The sequence below is a fragment of the Nonomuraea sp. NPDC050790 genome (genome assembly GCF_044456745.1).
Taxonomy (GTDB): Bacteria; Actinomycetota; Actinomycetes; order Streptosporangiales; family Streptosporangiaceae; genus Nonomuraea.
In genome coordinates, this window is record NZ_JBITGF010000001.1 from 568,203 (window position 1) to 588,456 (window position 20,254).

The following is a 20,254-nucleotide window of genomic DNA, read 5'->3' on the forward strand; positions in this document are numbered from 1 at the left end:
GCCAGTATCGCTCCCCTCCGTCACGACGGAACATGAGTCGGCCGACTACCGGTCGTCATACGTAGGGGGATCGCGTGCGCGAAGACGGAACGCTGCCCAGCTATGCCCAGCTCTTCGGACAGCTCGACTTCAGGGAGGGGGAGGAGGCGCGGACCGTCTCCTCGCCCGCGGCCTACCTGGTCGAGCTCTTCCGGCTCATGGAGGGCGCGTTCGGCCGCGTGCCGGTCCTGGACCGGCGTCCGGACCTGGGGGAGATCCCGCTGGACGCGGCCAACACCTTCACCGCCGTCCCCTACCTCGACATCGTCAACCGGGTGCTGGAGCGCCTGGTCGAGGGCAAGCCGCCGGACGAGGAACTGCTGGAGCGGCGCCACCCGCTGGCGCTGCCGTTCTCGGCCGGGCACGAGCGGGTCAAGAACCACCTGCGCCACCTCGGGGTGGACCCGGTCGAGTTCGCGCGGCTGTTCACCGGCGCCGCCGGGCACGACCTGATCGCCCGGCTCCACCTCGGCCTGTCCGAGGAGGACATCGGCGTCATCACCACCCCGGTCACCGGCGCCAACGGCGTCAAGGCGCTGTACGGGCTGGGCAGCCGGGACCCGATCGCGAACCTGCAGGAGCCCGAGCGCTTCCGCCGGGCCCTCGGGCTCGGGAGCGCCGAACTCGGGGAGCTGCTGGGGCTGCCCGGAGTGCGGGCCTCGGTCGACGCCACCCGCACCAGGCTGCTCTGGGACGGGGCCGAGGCGGCCCTGCCGGTCGAGTGGCTGGATCTGGTCAACCGGTTCGTGCGGCTGGCCCGCCGTACCGGGTGGACGCTGACGGAGCTCTGCCTGGCGCTGCGGACCTGCAACGAGGCGCGGGTGGACGCGGCGGCGGTGCGCGTCGTCGCGGCGCTCGCCCATCTGCGCGCGGCCTCCGGGCTCGGCGTCGGGGACCTGTGCGTGCTGGTGTCGCCCGCCGCGCTGCGCACCGGAGCGGGGGAGGAGCACGCGGCGCTGGCCGGGCTCGGGCCCTGGACCGGGGATCTGCTGGGCGCGCACAACAAGCGCTACCGGCACGACCTGGCGCACGCGGCCGGCCTGGATGAGAGCGAGATCGCCGAGGTCGTCGCCCGCTACCGCGCCAGGTACGGCGAGGCCGCCCGCAGCCCGGCCGCTCCCAGTTCGACCGTCCCCAGCCCGGCCGCCCTCAGCCCGTTCGACCGGCCGGAGGACACCTGGCCGGCGCGGGCGCTGCTGCTGCGGGGCGGGCGGCTGGCCGGGACGCTGGGCGTCTCGGTGAGCGAGCTGTTCGACCTGCTGGACGCCCTCGACAGCGACCCCGCCCTCCACCGGCAGGCCGCCTTCCCCGTGCTGAGCGGCCCGGCGCCGGACGCCCAGGACTGCCACCGAATCCTGGAGGGCGCGGACCCGGGCGGCGCGCTCTGGCTGGTCGAGACGCTCCACGCGCTGGCGGCCTGGACGCGCGAGACCGGGTTCGGCGGCGGCGAGCTGAAGGCCGTGCTCGACGGCCCGCCGGAGGAGGCGGCCGAGCGGGAGGCGCTGCTCGGCACGATCGCCGAGCGCTTCGGACGGGTCGCGCTGGAGCCCAGGGTCTTCGCGGGAGAGCGCTTCGGCCCGCGGGCCGCGCAGGTCGTGCACGACGTGCTGGCCGCCTACGACGACGGCGTGGTCTCCCGCCACGACTCCCGCCTGCTCAAGCTCGACCCGGCCACGGTGCGCGTCGCCGCCTACGACGCCGTCCACGACCTCGCGGTGATCACCAAGGAGGACTTCACCGGGCTCGGCCTGGGCGAGCGGCAGGCCGGGAAGATCTTCACGAACCTCGTCCTGATCGGCCACCTGGCCGAGGGCGGCCTGCTCGCCGAGCCCGTCGAGGACCGGCCCGTGGCCCGCGACTTCACCGCCCACGCCGAGGCCGTCGCCGCACTGGCCGAGGCGGGCGAGGGACGGCTGTACCCGTCGGACCTGGCGGCCCTGACCGGGCTGTCGGAGGCCGAGCGCGCCGAGTTCTACGACAACCTGCTCTACAACGGCGTCGTCGACGACGAGGGCACGGTGCTGGGGCCGGTCGAGGTCAACGTCGACCTCGGCGACGTGGCGGCCGCCGTGCTCGGCGTCCTGCGCGAGCGGGCCGCGCGGTTCGCCGGCGAGCCCCTCGTGGCCGAACTCGGCCTGTACGGCGGGCAGGACCCGATCCCGAGCCTGCGCTTCAACGGCTACCTGGACGCGGACGGCGCCTACGTGGACAAGGCGGCGCTGGCCCGGCTGCGGCCCGCGGACTTCACGCTGGCGCTGGAGTTCTATCCGCACCGGCGGGCCATCCTCGACGCCGCGCAGGGGCAGATCGCGGCCTTCAAGGCGGACCTGCTCACCTTCACCGCCGACGACTTCGGTCCCGTCGCCGACGAGGCCGCCGCCCAGCGCGTCCTCGACGCCCTGGCCGCGACCCTGGACGAGCCACCGGAGCCCGGCGACGGCCTGCCCCTGTGGGCGCTGGACGCCGCGGGCACGGCCCCGGCGGACGGGCTACCGGGGTTCACGGCGGCCGAGGCGGCCACGGCGGCGACCCGGCTGGAGGAGATCAGGGCCGGGCAGCGGCCGTACCGGCTGGACGCCGAGGCGCTGGCGGAGCTGGGGTTCGACGAGGACGAGCGCGACGGGCTGATCGGGCTGCTCGTCGAGCGGGGTGACCTGGACGACGGGCTGGCCGTACCGCTGGAGCGGCTGGACTTCTTCCGCAATGTGGCGGGGGCGCTCGACTTCCGGCTCGACGGGCTGGAGGACTACGCCAAGGACGTGTTCTTCCTGCTGCACACGGCGGCGACCGAGACGAGCGCGGCGATGGCCGAGATCGGCGTGGCGCTCGCCCGGCAGGCGGGCCGGCAGCGGGCGGCGCTGGGGGACGTGCTCCAGGACGCCCTCGGGGTCTCGGCCGCCACCGCGGAGGCCATCTGCGCGGCCGTCGCGGGCGGCATGGACGAGGCGCTCGCCGTCCTGGTGCCGCCCGCGCTGGACGGCGCGGCCGACACCCGCTTCCGGCTGACGCACCGGCGCGTCAGGCGCTTCGCGCTGCTGGCGGCCAAGCTCGGCCTGGACCCGGCCGAGGTGGCGGTGGCCTTCCACGACCAGGACCTGGTCGGCAAGTTCCCCGAGCCGCTGGTGCTGCCGCCGGGCACCGACCGCTTCGACGCGCTGCTGGAGAGCGCCGACGGCCACGTCTACGTCTTCGTCGGCGACCACTACCTGCTCTACTCCGCCGCCACCCTGGCCAGGGCGGACGAGCTGACGCACCCGCTGAGCGAGCTGTCGCCCCGTTTCGCCGGGCTGGAGGCGGTGGACGCCGCCTTCGCACTGCCCGGCGGCGAGGAGTGGATCGTCGGCCACGGCTCCGACGGCCTGGCCCGCTCCTTCACCCGCGCGCCCGGCGGCACCCGCTGGGCGCCGAGGGAGCAGCAGTGGGGGCGGGTCGCCAACGCCTTCGACGACCCGGCCAGGATCGACAGCGCGCACGTGGACGGCGCGGGCCGGATCCACCTGGTCGCGGGCGGCCAGCGGGTGCGCTACTCGGGCCGCGAGCACGCCTTCGCCGACGAGGGCTTCCCGCGCGCCGCCGCCCCCGGCATCGACGCCCAGTTCTACGGCGGCGACGGCCGCACGTACACCTTCACCGCGGACGCCTGGCAGGTGAGCACCGGCGAGGGGGAGGCGGTGGACGGCGGTCCGACGGCGCGCACGTGGGGGCGGGTGCGCAACGCCTTCGACGGCGCCACCGGCCTCGACGCCGCCTACGTCGACGGCGGCAAGGTCCACCTGTTCCGCGGCGACCAGGTCGTGCGCTACACCGACAGCATCGAGAACGACGGCGTCCACGTGGACGACGGCTACCCGCGCCGCGTGGAGGAGCGCTTCGACGCCGCCTTCGCCGACGCCTCCGGCACCCTGCACCGGTTCAAGGACGGCATGGCCGTCTCGGGCGGGCGCGAGCCCGTCGAGGCGGCGCGGGTGTGGGGCGTGCTGCCCGAGCCGCTGCCCCGCGGCATGGTCGACGCCGCCTTCGTCGGCCTGGACGGCAGGACCTACCTGTTCAGCGGCGAGCGCTACATCCGCTACTCCGGCGCCGACTACACCACGGCCGACCTCGGCTACCCCCGGCGCGTCGCGGGCGACTGGGGCGGCCTGGACCGGGTCGGCGCCGCATTCGTCCTGGACGGCAGGACCTACCTGTTCGGCGACGGCCGGTACGTGCGCTACTCCGGCCGCGACTACACCGTCCCCGACGAGGGCTTCCCGAAGCCGGTCTCCGACAACTGGTGGAACCTGCCCGAGCCGATGGAGGTGGACGCGGTCTTCACCGGCCGCGACAACCTCACCTACCTGTTCTCCGGCGAGTGGTTCGTGGTCCACGACAACAAGCGGCGCTGGTGGTCGGAGCCGCGCGTGCTGGGGCACCACTGGGACAGCCTGCCGTTCCGCCGCGTCCAGGCGGCCTTCGCCGGCATGGACGGCCGCACCTACGTCTTCGGCGACGACGGCCGGTACGTGCGCTACTCGGGCGCCGACTACACCAAGGCGGACGACGGCTACCCCGCGCAGGTCACCTCCTTCTGGGGCAACGTGGACTGCACCCTGGCCAGGACCGGGCGGGTGGACGCGACGCTGGTCACGCAGGCCGTCGAACAGGCCGGAGACGTGGAGATCCCGCGCCGCTACACCTACCTGTTCTCCGGCGGGCAGTACGTCCGCTACACCGACGACCGCTTCGACGTCGTGGACCACGGCTACCCGCGCGCCCTGTCGGCGCTGCCGGGCGAACCGCGCCTGGCGGGGCTGCGGGTGCCCCTCGACGGCCTGGACGCCGCCTTCGCCGACCGGCGCAACGTCTACCTCTTCCGCGGCGACCGCTGCCACGTCGTCTCCGACTCCCTCTACCGCCGCTACGACGGCGTCCCGGTCACCTGCGCCTTCCTGGAGGACGGCGCGATCATGGCCGAGCGGGACGGCGCGTGGCGCCACCTCCCGTCCGTCGAGGCCGACACCTCAGGCGGCGACCCGGCCCGCCCGAGAACGCTGCGCACGGTCCCCGACGCCTTCCGCGGCGGCCTGGACGCGGTGCTGACCGGCGCGGACGGCACCACGTACCTGTTCAAGGGCGCCGCGTGCCTGAACGCCAGGCTGGGCAAGGAGTACCCGCTGGCGGAGGAGTGGGGCCACCCCCATAACCGGATTTATCACGACAACACGGTCGATGCCGCCTTTGTCGGTAGGGATGGGAAGACGTACCTGTTCAGCGGCGACCAGTTCGTCTCCTACACCGGCGCCGCCACCGTCACCGACGCCGACCCCCAGCCCATCGCCGCCCACTGGGGCGGCCTGACCAGCGTCGCCCTCGCCTACGTCAGGAACGGCACCACCTACCTGTTCGAGAAGCCCGACCCCGGCGGCAAGACACGCTACGTGGCCTACTCCGGCGCCTCCTACGCCGAACCCGACCCCGGCCACCCCGTCACCGCCGACTCCGGCTTCTGGGACGTCCCCGCCCACTACCGCCCCGAGGGCCACCCGATCCCCACCGCCGTCCTGTCCCAGGGCCAGACCACGCTCCTGCTCTACGGCGAGCACTGCCTGCAGTACGACGAGCGGGCCGCCCACTGGTCCTACCCGCGCCCCGTCGAGCGCATCTGGCCCGGCTACGACCGCGACCTCGAACCCGGCGACGCCCTGCGCACCGCCTTCACCGCCGCCGACGGCGCCACCTACTTCTTCTTCCAACGGCACTACACCAGGTACGGCGAGCCCCCCGCCCCCATCCGCGAGCGGTGGGGCAGGTCCCGCAACCCGTTCGTGGCCGAGGGCGGCACCATCGACGCCGCCGCGGTGATCGGCCGCCACACCTACCTGTTCTCCGGCCCCCGCTACGTCCGCTACACCGGCCCCGAGTACCGCTACACCGACCCCGGCTATCCCAAGCAGATCGCCGGGAACCTGCGGGCCGAGGAGCCCTTCGCCGCCCTGCCCGAGGCGTTCGACGAGACCGAGCGCGTGGACGCGGTGCTGGCCAACCCGCGCAACGTCTACGTCTTCGCCGGCGGTTCCTGCCACGTGGCCTCCAGGACGGCGAGCGCCTCCGACAGCCTGGAGCAGCTCGGCCGGGTGCGCAACACGCTGGCCGCACGGGGCCGCGTCGACGCCGCGCTGGTCAGCGGCGGGCGCACGTACCTGTTCTCCGGCGACCAGTACGTCCGCTACACCGGCACCGCCTTCGACCACGTGGACGACGGCTACCCGCGCACGATCGCCGCCTGGCTGCCCCGCGACCTGCCCGCCACGCGCGGCCTGCCGCAGGAGTTCCAGGACGGGATCGACGCCGCCTTCGCCACCGCCGACGCCGTCCACCTGTTCAAGGGCGGGAACTGCTTCGACCACGGCCGGCTCCGCCCGATCGCCGGCACCTGGGGCCGGGTGCGCAACAACTTCACCGGCGCCCTCGACGCCGCCTTCGCCACCCCGGCGGGCGAGATCCACGCCTTCCGCGCCGGCCAGTACGTCCGCTACCGCCCGGGAGCGCTCGACCAGGTGGAAGAGGGCTACCCGCGCACGGTCCAGGACGACTGGGGCGACCTGCCCGGAACCTTCGAACGCGGCCCCGACGCCGCCTTCACCCTCCACGAGCGCACCTACCTGCTCAAGGACGACCTGTTCGTGCGCTACTCCGGTCCCGGCTTCGCCAGGATCGACCGCACCTTCCCCCAGCGGATACGCCACCGCTGGGCCGAGGCCGCCGACTACCGGCTGAGCGACCTGCGGACGATCGCCGCCTTCGCCAAGCTGTCGGCCGCGCGCCCCGGCCTGGCCGGCTTCCTGGACCAGGGCGAGGCCGACCCGTACACGTTCCTGTGCGGCCTGTTCGGCTGGGACCTCGACGAGGTGCGCTGGGCGCGGCGCAACACCGGGCTCCTGCACACGCCCACGGCCGAGGAGTCGCGCTTCGAGATCGAGTTCCTGCTGCGCCTGGACACGCTGTTCACCGTCGCCGGGCGCATGGGCACGGTCCCCTCGCGGCTGCACGCCGAGATCTGGGCGCCGCTGCGCGCGGGCCGCCCGGTCACGGCGGCCGGCGCCCTGGAACGGCTGCTGGCCGGGCGGCCCGACTGGGCCACGTTGTCGGGCACCGTGCGCGACGAGCTCAACGTGCTCAGGCGCGACGCGCTCCTGGCCTGCGTCGCGGCCGGCCGTACCCCGAAGGAGCTGTTCGAGCGGCTGCTCATCGACGTCGAGATGGGCGCGGCGGGACGCACCTCGCCCGTGCGCGAGGCGATCGCGGCCACCCAGCTCTTCTTGCACCGCTACCTGCTCGACCTGGAGCGCGTGAGCCTGCCTGAGGGGCGCGAGCCCGAGACCGTCAGGCGGCGGATCAGGACGTGGTGGGCCTGGATGCGCAACTACCGGCTCTGGGAGGCCAACCGCAAGGTCTTCCTGCACCCGGAGAACTACCTGCGGCCCGAGCTGCGCGGCGGCAAGACCCCCGCCTTCCGCGCGCTGGAGGACGAGCTGCTGCAGGGCGAGATCACCGAGGACGGGGTGCAGCACGCCTACAAGCGGTACCTGGACGAGTACACGGAGGTCTCGCGGCTGGCCATCGCCGGCGGCTACGTCTACACCGCCGACGACGCGCTGCCGGGCGAGCGGCGGCTGGTGCTGTTCGGCCGCACGAGGACCGCGCCGATGCGCTACTACTGCCGGGCCGCGGAGTTCAGGGACCGCGACAGGCTCTCGGCCACCTGGCAGCCCTGGCAGAAGGTCGGCGTGCAGATCGACGTCGAGAAGGTCTTCCCCGTGCACGCCTTCGGCCGGATCTTCGTCTTCTGGCCGGTCGTCGAGACCGTCTCCCCGCCGGTCACGGGGACGACCACCATCTCCGAGAAGCCCAAGGACGGCAAGCGGGAGGTGAGCGCGCCGCCGCCGACCTACCGGATCAGGATCCGCTACTCCTTCTCCAACCTCACCGAGGAGTGGGTCGCCGCGCAGGAGCTGCCGGTCGAGGAGCTGCAGGACCAGCCGATCAGCGCGGTGACCCTGTCCGTGCAGGCCTCGCGGACGGTGCCGGGGCAGGCGGTGGGCGAGCACGACACGATCGTGGTCACCTGCTCCTACCAGGTCGGCGGCGTGAGCGAGAGCTCCTCGTTCGTCCTCACGCCCGAGCTGTACGCCAGCCGCGCCGCCGTCGAGGTCGCCCAGCCCCCGCGGGCGGCCGAGCCGGCGAACATCTTCGACGAGACCGTCGCCGCCGAGGGCGTCGTGCCCTTCACCATGCCCGTCGGGTCCACGGACGGGCCGTGGATGAGCGTCGACCACAAGGGCGGCAGCTTCCTGTGCCGGCCCATCACCGCCGTGCCGGGCGACGAGCCGGAGCTGCGGCCGATCACCTCGGCCTCCGGCGAGCTGCCCCCCTGGAACCGGATCGACGCGGCCTTCGTGACCTCCTCCGGCGCGCGCTACTTCTTCGACAACGGCGCCAAGCGCTACACGGTCCTGTCGGCAGACGGCGAGCAGGGCGCGGAGGAGTCCACGGCCGGCCGGTGGGGCATCGTCGACACGAACCTGGTCAGGACCGGCGTCGTGGACGCGGTGCTGGTCCGCGGCGAGCAGGTCTACCTCTTCTCCGGCGACGAGTACTACCGCTACACCGGCCGGACGTTCGGCACCCTCGACCCCGACTACCCGCTGCCGCTGGCGGGCAACGCCGAGAACCTCCCGCAGTGGCGCAGGGTCGAGGCGGCCTTCCGCGGCCCCGGCGACGTCGAGCACTTCCTGTCGCAGGACGGCTACGCCCGCTCCGGCGCGCTCGACACGCTGCTCGCCGTGCCGGGACGCCGCTCGGAGTCGCCGGTGAAGCGCTTCCTGCGCGCGGTGGGCGGCCGCGAGGACGCCGACGACCGCGTCGCCTTCACCTTCGGCGGCCACGAGTACGTCTTCGACAACGCCGCCGGCACCTACACCGACGGCGAGCAGACCAGGCGGACCCGCGACCTCGGCCGCGTGGCCACCTCCATCGTCACCAGCGGCGCGGTCGAGTCCGCCCACGTCGAGGGCGACCACCTCTACCTCACCTCCCAGCTCCAGGTCGTCCGCTACACGCTTCCCGCGGGCGGCGGCGTGCCCGACTACATCGACGCCGGCTACCCCAAGCCGATCCCGTCGCGGGTCAACGCCGTCTTCCGCCGCTACGCCTTCTCCGGCGCGCTGTACGGCCGGCGCCGCCCCGGCCAGGACCTCGGCACGGTCCGGTTCACGCTGTCCGTCGCCGAGAACTGGCGCTCGCTGCCGGGCCCGATCTCCGGCGTGCTCGACGCCGAGAACCTGCTCTACGTCTTCACCGGCGAGAACTACGCCGCCTACCCCAAGGGCGTGCCGATCCCGCGCCCCTACGAGTGGGCGGCGCTGCCGCACGAGATCGTCCGGCTGACCTCCAGCACCGCCTACGAGCTCAACCGGCGGCTGCTGGTCGGCGGCGTCGCGGCGCTGCTCCACCCCGAGACGCAGGAGATCGACGAGCTGCCCGCCTTCAGCGCGGAGGCGGCCGACCCGTCCACCGCGATCATGATCAAGGTCAAGGGCGAGGTGTTCCCCTCCGGCGTGCCGGCCGGCACGCACCTGGACTTCCAGAGCGCCAACGGCCTGTACTACTGGGAGATCTTCTTCCACGCGCCGCTGCTCATCGCCCAGGCGCTCAACGGCGCCCAGCGCTTCGAGGAGGCCCGCCGCTGGTACGAGTACGTCTTCGACCCCACCGAGCCGGGCGGCCACTGGCGCTTCGTGCCGTTCCTGGCCGCCGACGTGCGCGCGCTCGTCGACGGCTGCCGCACCGACCTGCGCGAGCTCGGCGCCCCCACGCAGGCGGTGGCCGCCGAGCTGGAGGCGCACCTGGCCCGGCTGGAGCCGCTGCACGAGGCGTTCCTGCAGCACCGCGAGCTCGACGGCCGCGAGCTCGACTTCCTCGCCTCCCTGTCCACGGTACGGCCGGCCGTACCGGAGGGGACCACGCCGCGCACCCGTGAGGCGGCGCGGCGGCTGCGCGAGCGGATCGGCATGATGGCCCGCCTCGGCCGCCAGTACGCCCTCATGGGCGACCGGGGCGCGCTGATGAAGGCGTACATGGACGACCCGCGCGACCCGCACGCCATCGCCGAGCTGCGCCCGTCCGCCTACCGGCGCTGGGTGGTCATGGCCTACGTCGACAACCTGCTCGACTGGGGCGACCTGCTGTTCGCCCAGCACACGGCCGAGAGCATCGACGAGGCCAGGATGCTCTACGTCTTCGCCCACGACCTGCTCGGCGAGCGCGACCTCGGCTACGGTCCACGGCAGCCGTCGCCGGCGCTGCCGTACGCGCGGCTGCCGGTGGCGGGTGACGGCACGGCGCCGGCCGAGCTGACCGCGGGCGGCAGCCTGCTGGAGGCGGCGGGGGAGGTGCACGCGGGCGTGGCGGAGCCGTACTTCCACGTGCCGGGCAACGCCGAGTTCGGGGCGTACTGGTCGCGCGTGGAGGACCGGCTGCGCAAGATCAGGCAGTCGCTGAACATCCACGGGATCGCTCAGCCGGTGCCGCTGTTCGAGCCGCCCGCCGACGTCATGGCGCTGGTGCGCGGCACCGCGATGAACGGCGCCGCCGACGGGGCCGGCGCCGGCGCGCTCACCGTGCCCGTGCCGCACCACCGCTTCCCGGTGGTGTTCAGGAAGGCGCAGGAGCTGGCCGACAGGCTGCGCCAGTTCGGCGCGGAGCTGCTCGGCGCCTTCGAGCGGCGCGACGCGGAGGAGCTGGCGCTGCTGCAGAACCGGCAGCAGGGCACGATCCTCGACCTCACCCGCGCGATCAAGGAGGCGGAGGTCGGCATCGCGGCCGAGGGCCTGAACGAGCTGGAGGCGGCCAAGGCCGCGGCCAAGGATCGGGCCGCCCACTACGATCGGCTGCTCGCCACCGGGCTCACGGCCACCCAGCGGGCCCAGCTCGACTCCATGGCCGCGGCGGCGGCCATGCACTTCGTCGGCAGCGGGCTGAAGATCGCCTCGGCGCTGGCCTCGGGCACGCCGCAGGCGCTCATGGGCCCGTTCATCATGGGCGTGGAGTTCGGCGGCGACCAGCTCGGCGACGCCCTCGACCAGACCGCGGAGATCTCCACGACGACGGCCGAGGGGCTCAGCGTGGTCGGCGAACTGCTCGGGGTCCGCGCCGAGCACGAGAGCGCGAGCGAGGAATGGCGCCTGCAACTCGCCCTGGCCAGGAGCGACCTGACCCAGCTCGGGCACCAGATCGCCGCCGCCGAGCTCAGGCTCGGGACGGCCAGGCGGGAACTGGAGATCCTCGAGCACGACCTCGCCCACCAGCAGGCCGTGGCCGCGTTCCTCACCGGCAAGTTCGCCGGGGCGCAGCTCTACCAGTGGATGTCGGGGCAACTGGCCGGCATGTACTTCCAGTGCTACCACCTGGCCCACGAGCTGGCCCGTGCCGCCGAGCGCGCCTACGAGTACGAGACGGGCCGGGCGGGCGAGCCGTACATCGGGCCGGTCTACTGGGAGAGCAGGCGCGGCGGCCTGATGGCGGGCGAGCGCCTGGCCCTCGACCTGGACCGGCTCGGCAAGGCGCACCTGGAGGGCTCCGCGCGCGAGCTGGAGATCACCCGGCAGATCTCCCTGCTCGACCTCGACCCGCTCGCGCTGCTGACCCTGCGCGACACGGGCAGGTGCGAGTTCTCGCTCGGCGAGGCGATGTTCGACCGCGACTTCCCCGGCCACTACCGGCGGCGGGTGCGCACGATCGCGCTCGCCTTCGACGCCGCCCAGCCGGTCAACGCCGTCCTCACCCAGCTCTCCGGGCGCACGGTGCTGGAGCCCGACCCGAAGGCGGTCGCCTACCTGCTCGACCCCAAGGGCGCGCCGCCGGCCGCGCTGCGGGCGGACTGGCGGCCGGGCCAGCAGATCGCGCTGTCGCACGTGGAGCCGGGCATGGAGAACAACGGCCTGTTCGAGCTGCGCTACGACGACGACCGCTACCTGCCCTTCGAGGGGTGCGGCGCGGTGTCCACGTGGCGGCTGGAGCTGTCCGGACGGACTCCCGCCGACCTCGCCGACGTCGTCGTCACCCTGCGCTACACGGCGCGGACCGGCGGCGAGGTCTTCGCCAACGCGGTCAAGGGCATGCTGCGCCCGTATCCGGCCGCCCGGTTCTTCGACGTGGCCGCCGACTTCCCGGCCGAATGGGAGGACTTCCTGGCCGACGATGAGACGCGCGGGCTGACGCTGCCGCTGTCTCCCGAGATGTTCCCCGGCATGAGCGGACGCCAGATCACCGGCGTCTACGCCCGCTACGACCTCGACGGCGGCGCCGCCCGCTTCCTGGTGAACGGCGATCCGCGCTTCGCGCTGGAGCACGGCAAGCCGGCCCGCACCCCCGGCCTCGGCCTCGGCGCCCCGTGGGCGCTGGTGGTGGAGGGCGACAAGAACGCGCTCGCCGGCCTCGGCCTCGTCCTGACCTACCGGGCACTCTAGGAGGCACGCCATGCCCGCCCACACCACCAGAAACCGGCAGAACACCAACTCGCGCACCCGCCGCCGCAGCCTCGGGACGACGACCGGCGCCGACCTGCGCCGCCCGCGTGGCGGCGGCGTGACCAAGCCCAAGACCAAGCGCCTGACCTCGGTGCCCGCCTGGACCGACGCCGAGCGCCAGACGCTCAGCTCCGACGCCGACAAGCGGGCGCTGCGGGCCGTGTACAACCGCTTCTACCAGGGCCAGGACCGCAGGCTCTCCATGCAGGACGGCGTCACCATGACCAAGGTCTACAACTTCGTCGCGCAGGCCGACAACGGCTACCTGAACCGGAGCGTCGACAAGGCCGCGATGCGCAGGCTCAGAGCCGACGGCGGCCGGGTCTACAGCGTCGAGCCCCAGGGCGGCGGCGACTTCGAGGCCGAGCTCGACTCCACCGGCAACTACTTCCGCGTGGAGAACCGCAACGCCGCGCGCGACGACGCCAGCCTGGACGGCAAGGCGCGGCGCATCGTCGTCAACGTCAACAACCAGGACGCGGCGCTGCGCATCGCCCGCAACCTCACCCAGCTCTACACCGACCCCGCCGTCTCACGGTATTTCCGCCAGTTCAAGATGTACGCCGCCGGCCAGGACCAGCGGGGCGTCTCCACCAAGCACGATAAGGTCGTCATCTACTACGCCATGCGCGACAACAACTCGCCCACCGACCACGTCGGCGACCGCATCGTCGAGGTGCTGGAGAACTCCGTCGGCCCCGACGACCTCGACGACCGGCTCTCGCCGTTCTACCGCCGCCTCGCCCCGGGCATCGGCTGGTCCCACGAGCCCGCCCGCTACCTGAAGTCCCTCAAGAAGGACAACCCCAGCTTCACCGAGGCCCGCAGCGCCGTCATCGCCAACGCCATGCTCGCCAACCCGCAGGTCAAGACCGCGCAGGAGTTCTACGACCTGATCAACAACGCGCTGCGCGACGCCAAGGTCGACCCGGCCCGCCCCCACCGCCAGGGCAGCTAGTCGGGCGCCCAGTACTTCTCCAGGGCCTTCTCCAGGTCCCTGACCACCGGGGACCAGGTCTTGGTGAGGTGGTACTTGCTGACGCGGTGGCCGCGGTAGGTCAGCGTGTACTTCAGGAAGTCGGCCCCCTGCGGGCGGGCCTGCGACCTGCCCAGCTTCAGCCGCTTCAGGTGTGCCCTGAGCGTGCGCCACTCCGCCCTGGTCAGGCACTTGTCGACGGTCGGGCCGGTGCGGCGGCTGAGCCGTACGCAGGAGTTGGTGTAGACCCTCACGCGGTCGTCGAACCCCGCGAAGCCGCCCTCCCTGCGCAGCTCCACCAGCAGTTTCCGCTGCTGTACGGCTTCCGCCCGGGCGGGCAGGCCGAGCCCGGCGACCAGGCTCAGCAGCAGCGCGGGGAACAGGATGAGGCGCCAGATCTTCATACCCCTTAGACGCGTGGCGGCTCGGCTCGGCTCACGTGTTCCTCGATCCGTTCGCGATCCCAGGCGCCGTTGCCGACCACCAGGGCGTAGGCGAGGTCGAGGGTGTCGCCGGGCGGCAGCCGTACCTCCTCGTGGAAGGCGATCGAGGGGTTGACGGCGGGGAACCACGCGTTCCTGGCGAACCACATCTGGCCGGGACCGCTCAGGAACAGCAGCGTCGAGGCGCGGTCCACCTCGTCGTGCCGGCCCGTGTAGGCCAGCCAGGGGGCGTCCTGGCCCATCATGTCCTCGCCCGACCTGCCCTCGGAGGACAGGATCGTGCCGCCGGTGAGGTCGCGGGGGCCGCGCCAGAACAGGCCGCTGTATCCGGCCAGCGGGCGGCCGTGCGTCGTGGGGCTGCCGAACATCAGGTCCGCGCCGCGCACGTTGCGCAGGGTGGTCGCGAAGTCGAGCCGCCACCACGACCCCTCGACGGTGACGCGGAAGCGGCGGGTCTCCTCCACCCACCGCTCCCCGGCCCGCGTCCACCAGGTCAGCCGCTCGGTGCCGGGGGAGAGGCGGTCATCTGCAGGCCCTTGTGCCAGCGGTGGTCGTGGGGGCGGTAGCCCGTGACCACGTCGCCGTCCAGGGTGCGCGGTTTCAAGGCGGGCGGCGCGGATCCCTTCCCCTACAGCCCGTACTCCTCCAGCAGGCGCAGCCAGATCTCGCTGACCGCAGGGAAGGACGGGACCGCGTGCCACAACCTCTCCAGCGGCACCTCCGCCGTCACCGCGATCGTCGCCGCGTGCAGCAGCTCGCCCACGCCCGGGCCCACGAACGTCACGCCGACCGGCACCCGGCGCGACTCGTCCACCACCATCCTGGCCCGCCCGACATACCCGTCGCCGAGCAGGTACGCCCCCGACACCGAGGCCATGTCGTAGTCGACCACCCGCACGTCCATCCCCTGGCGCCGCGCCTCCCGCTCGGTCAGCCCCACCGAGGCGGCCTGCGGGTCGGTGAACACCACCTGCGGCGCCCCGCGCCCGTCCGCGCTGTCCCGCAGCGCCAGGCCGTCGTCCGGCTCGCCCGCCGCGCGCGCCGCGATCACGTCACCGCACACCCGCGCCTGGTACTTGCCCATGTGCGTGAGCAGGTTGCGCCCGTTGACGTCGCCGACCGCGTACAGCCAGTCGAAGCCCGGCACCCGCATGCTGTCGTCCACCTCGACCGGCCCCTCGGCCGCCAGGCCCACGCTCTCCAGCCCCACGTCGCCGACGGCCGCCCGCCGCCCGGTCGCCACCAGCAGTTCGTCGGCCTCCACCGACGAGCCGTCCGCCAGGTGGACGGTGACCGGCCCGTCCTCGGCCCGCTCCACCCGCTCCACCGAGACGCCGGTACGCACCTCGATGCCCGACTTCCGCAAGGAATCGGCCAGCAGCTCCCCGGCGAACGGCTCCATCTTGCCCAGCAGCCCGGAACCGCGCACCAGGAGGGTCGTCTCCCGCGCGCCCAGAGCGTGCAGGGCCTGCGCCATCTCGCACGCCACCACGCCGCCGCCCAGCACGGCCAGGCGCTCGGGCACCTGACGCACCGTGGTCGCCTCCCGGTTGGTCCACGGGCGCGCCTGCGCCAGGCCCGGGATATCCGGGATCACCGGCACGCTCCCGGTCGCCAGGACCACCGCGTGCCGGGCCCGCAGGCGGGTCACCGTACCGTCGGGCGCGGTGACCTCGACCTCGCGCGGGCCGGTCAGCCGCCCGCGGCCGCGCAGCAGCGTCGCGGGCAGCTTCTCCACCCACTCCACCTGGCCGCCGTCGTCCAGCCCTGAGATCGCCTCGTCGCGCCGCGCGAGCACCGCCGCGGCGTCCACCGGCGTCGTGCTCAGGCCCGGCATCCGCGACACCTCGGCGGCCAGCTCCATCGGGCGCAGCAGCGCCTTGCTCGGGATGCAGGCATAGTAGGAGCACTCGCCTCCGGCCAGGTGCTCCTCCACGACCGCGGCGCTCAGCCCGCCGCGCACCGCCCGACCGGCGACGTTCTCACCGGCCGGTCCGGCGCCGATCACCACCACGTCCACGTCCACACGCGTCTCCCCTCTGTCGGCCACCACGCTAGCCTGAAACGCACGATGAACCGTCTGACCACGTCACGCGGCGAGCTCGAGCTCACCCGCCACCCCGAGGACCCCCGCGACCCGCTGCGCGCGTGGGACGCCGCCGACGCCTACCTCCTGCGCCACCTCGGCGAACCGGCCGACCCCGGCCAGGTCGTGATCGCCCTCGACCGGTGGGGCGCGCTGGCGACCGCGCTGGCGCCCCACCGGCCGGTCCAGATCTCCGACTCCCACCTGGCCCAGGAGGCCACGCGCGCCAACCTCAAGCGCAACGGCGTCGACGCCGACGCGGTCCGGCTGCTGTCCACTCAGGACGAGCCGCCGCCGCGCGTCGACACGCTGCTCGTGCGGGTGCCCAAGAGCCTGGCCCTGCTGGAGGACCAGCTCCACCGGCTGGCGCCGTCCCTGCACCCCGGCACGGTCGTCGTGGGGGCCGGGATGGTCAAGGAGATCCACACCTCGACGCTGCGGCTGTTCGAGACCATCGTCGGGCCCACGCGGACGTCGCTGGCCGAGCAGAAGGCCCGGCTGATCTTCAGTACGCCGGCGTCACCGTCGCCCGGCGCGAACCCCTGGCCACTGGCCTACGACCTGCCGGACGGCGTCGGGCCCGCCTCCGGGCGTACCGTGGTCAACCACGCCGGGGTGTTCTGCGCCGACCGGCTCGACGTCGGCACCCGCTTCTTCCTGGCCCACCTGCCGCGTACGACGGGGGCGGTGACCATCGCCGACCTGGGCTGCGGCAACGGCGTCGTCGGCATGTCCGCGGCCCTCGGCAACCCCGAGGCCACGATCGTCTACGCCGACGAGTCGCACCAGGCCATCGCCTCCGCCCGGGTCAACGCCCCGCCGGGGGCCGCCCGCTTTCTGCTGGCCGACGGGCTGGCCGGGGTGGAGCCCGGCACCCTCGACCTCGTGCTCAACAACCCGCCCTTCCACCTCCACCAGGCCACCGGCGACACGACGGCCTGGCGCATGTTCACCGGCGCGCGGCGGGCGCTGCGGCCCGGGGGAGAGCTGTGGGTGATCGGCAACCGGCACCTCGGCTACCACGTCAAGCTGCGCCGGATCTTCGGCAACTGCGACGTGATGGCCGCCGACCCGAAGTTCGTGGTGCTGCGTGCCCGTAAGGGTCAGCCCTCCCACTCGACGAGCGGGCGCACGTCCACCGCGCCGTAGCGGGCCGTCGGGATTTTCCTGGCCCAGGTGAGGGCGGCCTCGACGTCGGGCACGTCCACCACGACGAACCCGGCCGCCACGTTGCCCGAGGTGGCGGCCACGCCGTCGGACAGGTTCTCCGCGCCGTCGCGCAGGCTCAACGTCCTGGCCGCGTCGACCGCGTGGAAACCGCAGTCGTAGACGAGCTCACCCGACTCGCGGAGCTGCTTGTCGAGCTCCATCCACTCCGGGATCTCGGCCTCGGTCGGGGAGGTCTGGGCGGGGTCGTACTGGTAGACCAGAGCGAACTTCATGGGGTCTCTCCCTGCGGTGTGTCGGTCTGTGTGCCTTCACCATGGCGCAGGCCCGTTACCGACTTCTTACCGCTTTCCTTCCGTCTGCGTCTGTTGCGGCGTGCCGGGGCCCGGTGGGAGCCGGTGCCGGTCAGCGAGCGCACGGACAGCTCCTGATAACGCTCCGGATCCACCTTCTCGTCGCTGAGCAGCGTCCCCAGCACCGCGCACAGGAACCCGAAGGGGATCGAGACCAGCCCCGGGTTCTCCAACGGGAACACGTGGAAGTCAACCCCGGCCGGCAGCAGCGACAGCGACCGCCCGGTCACCGGGTCCTGCTTGCCGGAGACCACCGGCGACAGCACGACCAGCAGCACCGACGCCCCGAGGCCGCCGTAGATCCCGGCCACCACGCCGCTGGAGTTGAACCGCCGCCAGAACAGCGACAGCACGATCGCCGGAAGGTTCGCCGAGGCGGCCATCGCGAACGCCAGCGCCACCAGGAACGCCACGTTCTGGTGGCGGGCGATCACCGCCAGCCCGATCGCCAGCAGCCCGATCACGCACGAGGAGAAGCGGGCCACCGCCACCTCCTGCGACTCCCTCGGCCGCCCGAACATCAGCACGTGCCCGAAGTAGTCGTGCGCCAGCGAGGTCGAGGAGGCCAGCACCAGCCCCGACACCACCGCCAAAATCGTCGCGAACGCCACCGCCCCGATGAACGCCAGCAGCACGTCACCGCCCAGCGCCCGCGCGAGCTGCAGCGCCGCGGCGTTGCCCGCCGGGTCCTGGGCGGCGATCGCGTCCTGCCCCACCAGCGCGGTCGCCCCGAACCCCAGCGCCAGCGTCATCAGATAGAAGACGCCGACCAGGCCGATCGCCCAGTTCACCGAGGTACGCGCCGCCCGCGCGTCCGGCACCGTGAAGAAGCGGCTGACGATGTGGGGGAGCCCGGCGGTGCCCAGCACCAGCGCCAGCGCCAGGCTGATGAAGTCGAGCTTGTTGACCAGCGTGCGCAGCGGGTCGCCCGCCACCTCCTTGCCGAACCGGCCGCCGGGCTGCAGGAACCCGTCGTGGCCGCTGTTGCGGGCGGCGGCGCCGAGCATGTCGCTGAGGTTGAATCCGAACCGGCTCAGCACCATCACCGTCAGCACCGTGGTGCCGCCCATGAGCAGCACCGCCTTGATGATCTGGACCCAGGTGGTGGCCTTCATGCCGCCGAACATGACGTAGACGATCATCATGGCGCCGACCGCGACGATCGTCACGATCTTCGCGGTGTCCGTGGAGACGCCGAGCAGCAGGGACACCAGCGCGCCCGCGCCGACCATCTGGGCCAGCAGGTAGAAGACCGACACCGTGACGGTCGAGGCCACGGCCGCCGTGCGCACGCGGGGCTGGCGCCGTACCCGGTAGGACAGGACGTCGGCCATGGTGAAGCGGCCCGCGTTGCGCATCAGCTCCACCAGCAGGAGCGTGAGCAGCCAGGCGACGAGGAAGCCGATCGAGTACAGGAAGCCGTCGTAGCCCGACAGCGCGATGATGCCCGCGATGCCGAGGAAGGAGGCGGCCGACATGTAGTCGCCCGCCAGCGCCAGGCCGTTCTGGGCGCCGGAGAAGGCGCGGCCTCCGGCGTAGTAGTCGTCGGTGCCGCGGGTGTTGGCCCTCGCCCAGAACGTGATGATCAACGTGATCGCGATGAACAGGATGAACAGTGTGAACGTCAGCGCCGGTCCCATCACGGGCGGCCTCCCCGGGTCCTGCGATGGGCCGCGGTACGGCGCGGCGGCGCCCAGCTCTCGATCCGGCGCCGCTCGGCGGCCAGTCGGTCGGCGTGCTCACGTTCCGCCTCCATGGCGGCGGCCTCTTCCCGGAGCTGCTCCGACAGGGGGTCGAGCATGCGGCGGGCGTAGCGGGAGTACCGCCAGGCCAGGGCGAACGTGGACACGAACTGCAGCACGCCCAGCAGCAGGGCCACGTTGATGTGGCCGACGACCGGGCGGGCCATGAACTCCCGCGCGAAGGCCGACAGCCAGATGTAGAGGAAGTACCAGCCCAGGAACGAGGCGACGATCCCGATGGCCAGCCGATAGAACCTCGTCCGTAGTAACCGGAACCTCCGGTCTTGCGCCAGGCCCGCGTACCACCCCCGCGGAGCCTGGGCGCCGCGATGCCGCGCCTCCCCCACCATCACTCCTACCTGGTTGTGACAATCTGTGGCGAGTTGACTCCACAGTGATACGAACGATAGGGGCCCCAGGCTGGTAATTCCGGCGATTGGCCAAAAGGGCAAGCTCTTCGCAGAGGGGTGCTCCGCGCAAAAGGCAAGGTCTTCACAAAAGGGGCGCTTCGCGCCTCAGGGCTCAGGCCGCGACCCCAAAGGCAAGGTCTTCGCGAGGGGCGCTTCGCGCCTGGGGCTCAGGCTGTGTTCCTTTGGGGCTCCGCCCCAAACCCCGATCAACCGCTGGCGCGCGGGGCACCGAAGCGATCACAGTCCACCGAGAGGTAGCCGGCATGTTGCGGTTGGATGAGATGGGCATGTTGAGTCACGGCCAAATAATCCCTGGACGGATCTCCGATGGGAGCGAGGTCACGGATTTCTTCGATGGTCGAGTCGGTGCTCGGGCAGTGCTCTTCGGCGCGCGGCTGGGCCGGCGGCGTGACGGATCATGGCCCCGAAGAGCGTGTTGGTCAAGCCGGACCCGCCCGAAGCCGGATTGGCA

10 protein-coding genes are annotated in these 20,254 nt (G+C 72.8%); 3 read left to right on the plus strand and 7 right to left on the minus strand.

Annotated features, from left to right (window positions below; all coding sequences use genetic code 11):
• The first annotated feature begins 74 nt into the window (after nt 1-74).
• The gene (locus ACIBEJ_RS02720) at nt 75-12,545 is read left to right on the plus strand and encodes a hemopexin repeat-containing protein (RefSeq protein ID WP_397180836.1); all 12,471 of its coding nucleotides are present in this window, start codon (nt 75-77) and stop codon (nt 12,543-12,545) included.
• A 10-nt stretch (nt 12,546-12,555) separates the two neighbouring features.
• Complete coding sequence (locus tag ACIBEJ_RS02725; RefSeq protein ID WP_397180837.1) at nt 12,556-13,563, plus strand: T3SS effector HopA1 family protein; 1,008 nt, start codon at nt 12,556-12,558, stop codon at nt 13,561-13,563.
• On the opposite strand, the gene ACIBEJ_RS02730 is transcribed toward ACIBEJ_RS02725, so the two are convergent.
• From ACIBEJ_RS02730 to ACIBEJ_RS02745, 4 genes are read right to left on the minus strand one after another with little or no spacing between them, the layout of a single operon-like run.
• Nucleotides 13,560-13,985, minus strand: coding sequence for a hypothetical protein (locus ACIBEJ_RS02730; protein WP_397180838.1), 426 nt, complete (start codon nt 13,983-13,985; stop codon nt 13,560-13,562). The genes ACIBEJ_RS02725 and ACIBEJ_RS02730 overlap by 4 nt on opposite strands.
• 5 nt (nt 13,986-13,990) lie before the next feature.
• On the minus strand, nt 13,991-14,488 hold the full coding sequence (locus ACIBEJ_RS02735; RefSeq protein ID WP_397180839.1) for a DUF6807 family protein: 498 nt from the start codon (nt 14,486-14,488) through the stop codon (nt 13,991-13,993).
• 29 nt (nt 14,489-14,517) lie between these two features.
• Nucleotides 14,518-14,628, minus strand: coding sequence for a DUF6807 family protein (locus tag ACIBEJ_RS02740; RefSeq protein WP_397180840.1), 111 nt, complete (start codon nt 14,626-14,628; stop codon nt 14,518-14,520).
• 24 nt (nt 14,629-14,652) lie between these two features.
• Nucleotides 14,653-16,050, minus strand: a complete 1,398-nt coding sequence (locus ACIBEJ_RS02745) for a dihydrolipoyl dehydrogenase family protein (protein ID WP_397180841.1) — start codon at nt 16,048-16,050, stop codon at nt 14,653-14,655.
• A gap of 45 nt (nt 16,051-16,095) precedes the next feature.
• Here ACIBEJ_RS02745 and ACIBEJ_RS02750 point away from each other — a divergent pair, with 45 nt between their 5' ends.
• Nucleotides 16,096-17,259: a methyltransferase gene (locus ACIBEJ_RS02750; RefSeq protein WP_397180842.1), complete on the plus strand. Its 1,164-nt coding sequence runs from the start codon at nt 16,096-16,098 to the stop codon at nt 17,257-17,259.
• Here the strand turns inward: ACIBEJ_RS02750 and ACIBEJ_RS02755 are convergent.
• From ACIBEJ_RS02755 to ACIBEJ_RS02765, 3 genes are read right to left on the minus strand one after another with little or no spacing between them, the layout of a single operon-like run.
• Complete coding sequence (locus ACIBEJ_RS02755; protein ID WP_397180843.1) at nt 17,214-17,552, minus strand: YciI family protein; 339 nt, start codon at nt 17,550-17,552, stop codon at nt 17,214-17,216. The two genes, ACIBEJ_RS02750 and ACIBEJ_RS02755, sit on opposite strands and share 46 nt — an antisense overlap.
• Nucleotides 17,549-19,270, minus strand: a complete 1,722-nt coding sequence (locus ACIBEJ_RS02760) for a cation acetate symporter (RefSeq protein ID WP_397181988.1) — start codon at nt 19,268-19,270, stop codon at nt 17,549-17,551. The genes ACIBEJ_RS02755 and ACIBEJ_RS02760 overlap by 4 nt, the downstream gene beginning before the upstream one ends.
• Nucleotides 19,270-19,722: a DUF485 domain-containing protein gene (locus ACIBEJ_RS02765; RefSeq protein WP_397180844.1), complete on the minus strand. Its 453-nt coding sequence runs from the start codon at nt 19,720-19,722 to the stop codon at nt 19,270-19,272. The genes ACIBEJ_RS02760 and ACIBEJ_RS02765 overlap by 1 nt, the downstream gene beginning before the upstream one ends.
• Nucleotides 19,723-20,254: the final 532 nt, after the last annotated feature.